The following is a 5,394-nucleotide window of genomic DNA, read 5'->3' on the forward strand; positions in this document are numbered from 1 at the left end:
ACTTGTAAACGCGGCCGTCGCGTTCGTCGGTGAAAGTGCCGCGGTTCGGCATGCCGTAGGCGTTCGTGCCGATGTCGGGGCACACCTTCTCGGCGCTCCAGCTTTCACCCTCGTCGTCGAATATGCAAGAGGTAAGGGAAAAGGCCGCAAGCAAAATTGAGAATAGACAAACCAACTTAAGTTTCATCTCGATCCATCTTTTTTTATTTGAAAATCTGCCAGTTGAGAATCACGTTGCCGTTGCGCAGCACCAGGTAGCCGCCCTGCTTGAGTTTGTCGGCAGGGAGCCAGCCCACGTCCCGAAGTTCCCCACGGGAAAGCCACCTAGCCGCCTCGTGTTCCAACAAAGTAATATTCCCGTCAAGGATTTCGCAGAAGAAACAATGCATGGTCAAGTGGAACTTGGGGTAGTCAAATTCAACCGTGGTAATAAACTCCCCCACCTTCACATCTATTGCCAGTTCCTCTTTCAGTTCGCGGACCAGGGCCTGCTCAGGAGTTTCGCCAGGTTCCATTTTTCCACCCGGGAATTCCCACCCGCCCTTTTGCTCTCCGTAACCACGCTGGGTTGCAAAAAATTTTATGGAACCGTCCTGTTCCATCTTACGAATAACGCCAGCTACAACTTCTATTGTTTTCATGCGTTAAAAATAGATTTTTTCTGTCTTTACTACAAGATTTATAAAATGACAAAATATGTCATTCAAATCAAATTATTTTTTTAGAAAAAAGGTGGGACACAATGCTTACTACATTCCTTATTGTCCTTGGGATTCTAACATTACTCGGAGCTGGCAGCGCCGAAGACGCCTGCCTGATCACCTTATTAATCAAGGTCATTCCATTTCTTCTTATTCTAGGAGGGATTTTTGTGCTTATGACGTGCAGCCATTAATGTCAAAAAACGCGATATTATCTAAATTTGCCCGCATTAAGAAATTATTTGTGGAAATAGGTATTATGGAAACACGTTATAATTCTTCAGAAGTTGAAGCCCGCTGGCATGAGACCTGGGCTGAAAAAAATAGCTTTGCACCTAGCGGTAAGGGCGAACCGTTCTCTGTCGTCATTCCGCCTCCTAACGTGACCGGCGCCCTGCACCTGGGCCACGCTCTCAACGACACCCTTCAGGATATTTTGGTACGCTACCGCCGTAAGACCGGTCGCGACACCCTGTGGATTTCGGGTACGGACCACGCCGGTATCGCTACTCAGGCCGTTGTGGAAAAGCGCCTGTTCCAGGACGAACACAAGACCCGTCACGACATTGGCCGCGACGCTCTCGTTGAACGCATCTGGAAGTGGAAGGAAGAATACGAAGCCCGCATCACCAAGCAGCTGAAGAGCCTTGGCGTGAGCTGCGACTGGAGCCGTCAGCGCTTCACCTTGGACCCCATCTGTGCCAAGGCTGTTCGCCACGCATTCTTCAACCTGTTCAAGAAGGGCCTCATCTACCGCGGCAAGCGTCTGGTGAACTGGGATACCAAGCTCCAGACCGCCGTTGCCGACGACGAAATCTACTACGAACATGTGAAGGGTCACTTCTGGACCTTCAAGTATCCTCTGGCCGACGGTTCGGGCTTTATTCCCGTTTCTACCACCCGTCCCGAAACCATCATGGGCGATACCGCTCTTGCCGTGCACCCCAGCGACGAACGCTATGCACAGTTCATCGGCAAGATGCTGAAGGTTCCCTTCGTTGATCGCGAAATTCCCGTGATTGCAGACGCCATCCTCGTGGACAAGGACTTCGGTACCGGTTCCGTGAAGGTGACTCCGGCTCATGACCCCAACGACTATGCAACCGGCCTCCGTCACAAGCTCCCCATGATCAACATCATGAACGACGACGGTACCTTGAACGAAAACGCTGGCAAGTTCCAGGGCCTTAAGGGTCAGGCTGCCCGCGACGCCGTTGTGGCAGGCCTCGAAGAACTTGGCCTCCTCATCAAGGTGGAAGACCACGAAATGGACGTGGGCCACTCTGACCGTTCCAAGACTGTTATTGAACCGTACCTCAGCGACCAGTGGTTCGTGAAGATGGACGTTCTTGCAGAAAACGCAATGAACGCCGTGAAGTCCGGTGAAATCAAGATTATCCCTGAACGTTACGCCAACAAGTACCTGGACTGGCTGGGCGAAAAGCGCGACTGGTGCATTAGCCGTCAGCTCTGGTGGGGCCACCGCATTCCTATCTGGCACACCGACGCAAGCGAAGAAGAACTGAAGGCCGTATTCGGCAACCGCGAAGACATCTTCTTCTACAAGGCAGAAAACGGCGGCTACTTGGTCTGCTCTCAGGAAGAAAACCTTGCAGAAGACGCAGTTCCGGGTCACGTTCTCAAGCAGGAAGACGACGTTCTGGACACCTGGTTCTCCAGTGGCCTCTGGCCCCACTCTACCATGGGTTGGCCGGAAAACACCGACACTCTCAAGAAGTACTACCCCACTTCCGTGCTGGTGACCAGCCGCGACATCATCACCCTCTGGGTGGCTCGCATGGTGCTGTTCAGCCAGGAAAACATGGGTACAATCCCGTTCCACACTGTTTACATCCACCCGAAGATCCTGGACGGCAATGGCATGACCATGAGTAAGTCCAAGGGTAACGGTGTGGACCCCATGGACATCGAACGCAAGTACGGTACCGACGCGCTCCGCTTCGTGATGGCCAGCCTCTGCACCGACAACCAGGACGTCCGTCTGCCGGTGAAGAAGGAAAAGCAGGAAGACGGTACCGAAATCAACACTTCCGAAAAGTTCGAAATCGGTCGTAACTTCTCTAACAAGATTTGGAACGCTTGCCGCTTCCTCTACCCGCAGCTTGAACAGGCTGGCGCTCTTGCCGCTGAACTTCCCATGGACAAGAATTTGTTCGCACTGGAAGACAAGTGGATCCTCAGCCGTTTGCAGACCACCATCAAGGATGCCACCCGCATGCTGGAAGAATACCACTTCGCAGAACTGGCCGGCTTCCTCTACCGCTTCGTGTGGGATGACGTTTGCAGCCAGTACCTTGAAATCAAGAAGGCAGTGATCAACAGCGAAACTCTCACCGCCGAAAAGAAGAACGCCATGGCAATCCTCAGCTACGTGCTGAAGAACGTCCTTGACCTTCTCCACCCGGTAATGCCCTTCATCACTGAAGAACTGAACAGCATCCTGTTCCAGGGTTCCGAAATGGTGATCAGCCGCCCCTGGCCCACTGCTGATGAATCTCTCATCAACAAGGACATTGAAGCCGCCTTCGACCAGGCATTCGCCGTGGTGGAAGCCGTTCGCGGTGTCCGTGGCCGTTACAGCGTATCTCCGGCAACCAAGCTGAAGGCAGTTGTCTCTGTGGATGACGCCGCAACCGAACAGTCCGTCAATGCATGCCTCGCCATCATTACCGAACTTGGTGGCATCGAAAGCATTACCGTTGGCGTGAAGGCCGCAAAGCCCAAGTTCAGCGCCTCTGCTGTTGTGCCCGGTGGCGAGCTCTTCATCCCGCTGGAAGGTATCCTTGACCCGGCTGCAGAAATCGCACGCCTCGAAAAGGAAATCGAAAAGGCCAAGAGCTTTGCTGCTAGCATCGAGCGTAAATTGTCGAATGAAAAATTCGTCAATGGAGCACCCGAAGCAGTCGTTAATGCTGAGAAGGTAAAACTTGCAACGCAGCAGGACATTATTGCTAAGAATGAGAAGGCTCTAGCTGAATTGAAGTAAGAACGACAAGTACGTAAGCCGAGTGTCGCGGACAAATTCATTTGTCCATGACCGAGGCTAGTACTTGGTACATGAGCGTAGCGAATGTACAAACTGCTCTGCAGGACTTGCGATAATTTTCTAGACAAAAACCTTAAAGGTCAAGAAAGCTACTTAAGGTATAATCCATTTGATAAAAGAAGAGTCCTATTAACAGGACTCTTCTTTTATTCACAAAAAAACAGTTGAATTCTCAGCAATCAAAAGCATTACCTTTGCCAAGATTGCATTGTTCGCATTTCGTCTCCAAATTATCGGCAATGGTTTCTCCCCCCTTCGACCACGGAATTATATGGTCTACATGTAATTTTACCCCCAATTCTGTTACAGGACTTCGACCACAAGTTTTACAAGTAAAACCATCTCTCATCAATATCTGAAAACGTAATCTATCAGAAATATTTCTTTTCGTTTTATGAACAACTTCTTCATTTTCTTTTGAAAGTTTCTTAACTTTGCAGTTAGATTCGTTATCTTTAGATTTATTTTCAATTCCGCTAGACACATATTCCACAAATTGCTTCAAAGCACTTCGAAAACTGCCAAACCTTTTTTCATATGTGCCGACAGAATATTCTGAAAGAGGTTTTCTCATTTCACAATATTTCGGTTGTCGTCCTAAACTAGTCCAAACCTTCTCTAAATTCGAAAATAATTTTTCTTCTGAAATGTTCAAACAACTCCGACTAGCATCTAAATTACACACTTCCATAACTTTAAACCAGGAACCAAATCTTCTTTGTAGCGTACTTGGATGGAACGTTCCATACAGCTCATATTCTGCTATCGTTACTGTATTTTTTTCTAGTTGTATGGCAACTTTCTTTACATCGGCAATAAGGTCTTCATCCGGCGTATTTCTTTTATAATCGCTTAAAACAAACAGATTTTCTATATCATCAGTAAACGGCATAAGAACGTTCCACTTTTAGATTGCACTTATATTTAAAATAAAAAAAATGCGTTAGGGATAGTGACCCCTTGGGGCGGAGACTTGCGATGCAAGGCTCCGTTTTAGGAGGTTGGCGATAAGCGAAGCGCAGACGGCAGCCCCTAAAATATAGCCCGGCCTTGCGTAAGCAAGGGAACGCCCATAAAAACAGAATTCTTCGTGTGGGATGACGTTTGCAGCCAGTACCTGGAAATCAAGAAGGCTGTGATCAACAGCGAAACCCTCACCGCCGAAAAGAAGAATGCTATGGCCATTCTCAGCTACGTGCTGAAGAACGTGCTGGACCTTCTCCACCCGGTGATGCCCTTCATTACTGAAGAACTGAACAGCATCCTGTTCCAGGGTTCCGAAATGGTGATCAGCCGCCCCTGGCCCACTGCTGATGAATCTCTCATCAACAAGGACATTGAAGCCGCCTTCGACCAGGCATTCGCCGTGGTGGAAGCCGTTCGCGGTGTCCGTGGCCGTTACAGCGTATCTCCGGCAACCAAGCTGAAGGCAGTTGTCTCTGTGGATGACGCCGCAACCGAACAGTCCGTCAATGCATGCCTCGCCATCATTACCGAACTTGGTGGCATCGAAAGCATTACCGTTGGCGTGAAGGCCGCAAAGCCCAAGTTCAGCGCCTCTGCTGTTGTGCCCGGTGGCGAGCTCTTCATCCCGCTGGAAGGTATCCTTGACCCGGCTGCAGAAAT

5 protein-coding genes are annotated in these 5,394 nt (G+C 49.8%); 2 read left to right on the top strand and 3 right to left on the bottom strand.

Annotated features, from left to right (window positions below; translation table 11 throughout):
• Positions 1-187, bottom strand: a 187-nt coding sequence (locus B7992_RS16465; RefSeq protein ID WP_141100509.1) for a hypothetical protein, incomplete at its 3' end; no start/stop codon positions are given.
• Positions 188-203: 16 nt separating this feature from the next.
• Positions 204-641 carry a (deoxy)nucleoside triphosphate pyrophosphohydrolase gene (locus B7992_RS15875; protein WP_073155953.1) on the bottom strand — a complete coding sequence of 146 codons (438 nt, stop codon included), beginning with the start codon at positions 639-641 and terminating at the stop codon, positions 204-206.
• A gap of 319 nt (positions 642-960) precedes the next feature.
• Between B7992_RS15875 and B7992_RS15880 the strand changes: the two genes are divergently transcribed.
• Complete coding sequence (locus B7992_RS15880) at positions 961-3,708, top strand: valine--tRNA ligase (protein ID WP_088666779.1); 2,748 nt, start codon at positions 961-963, stop codon at positions 3,706-3,708.
• Between the two features lie 232 nt (positions 3,709-3,940).
• Here the strand turns inward: B7992_RS15880 and B7992_RS15885 are convergent, their stop codons facing one another.
• Entirely contained in the window at positions 3,941-4,660 is a 720-nt protein-coding gene (locus B7992_RS15885; protein WP_083539586.1) for a homing endonuclease associated repeat-containing protein, read from the bottom strand.
• Positions 4,661-4,858: 198 nt separating this feature from the next.
• Here B7992_RS15885 and B7992_RS15890 point away from each other — a divergent pair.
• A partial coding sequence (locus B7992_RS15890; protein WP_254917748.1) for a class I tRNA ligase family protein occupies positions 4,859-5,394 on the top strand: 536 nt, incomplete at its 3' end.

Origin of the sequence: Fibrobacter sp. UWH1 (assembly GCF_002210365.1) — a bacterium.
Taxonomy (GTDB): Bacteria; Fibrobacterota; Fibrobacteria; order Fibrobacterales; family Fibrobacteraceae; genus Fibrobacter.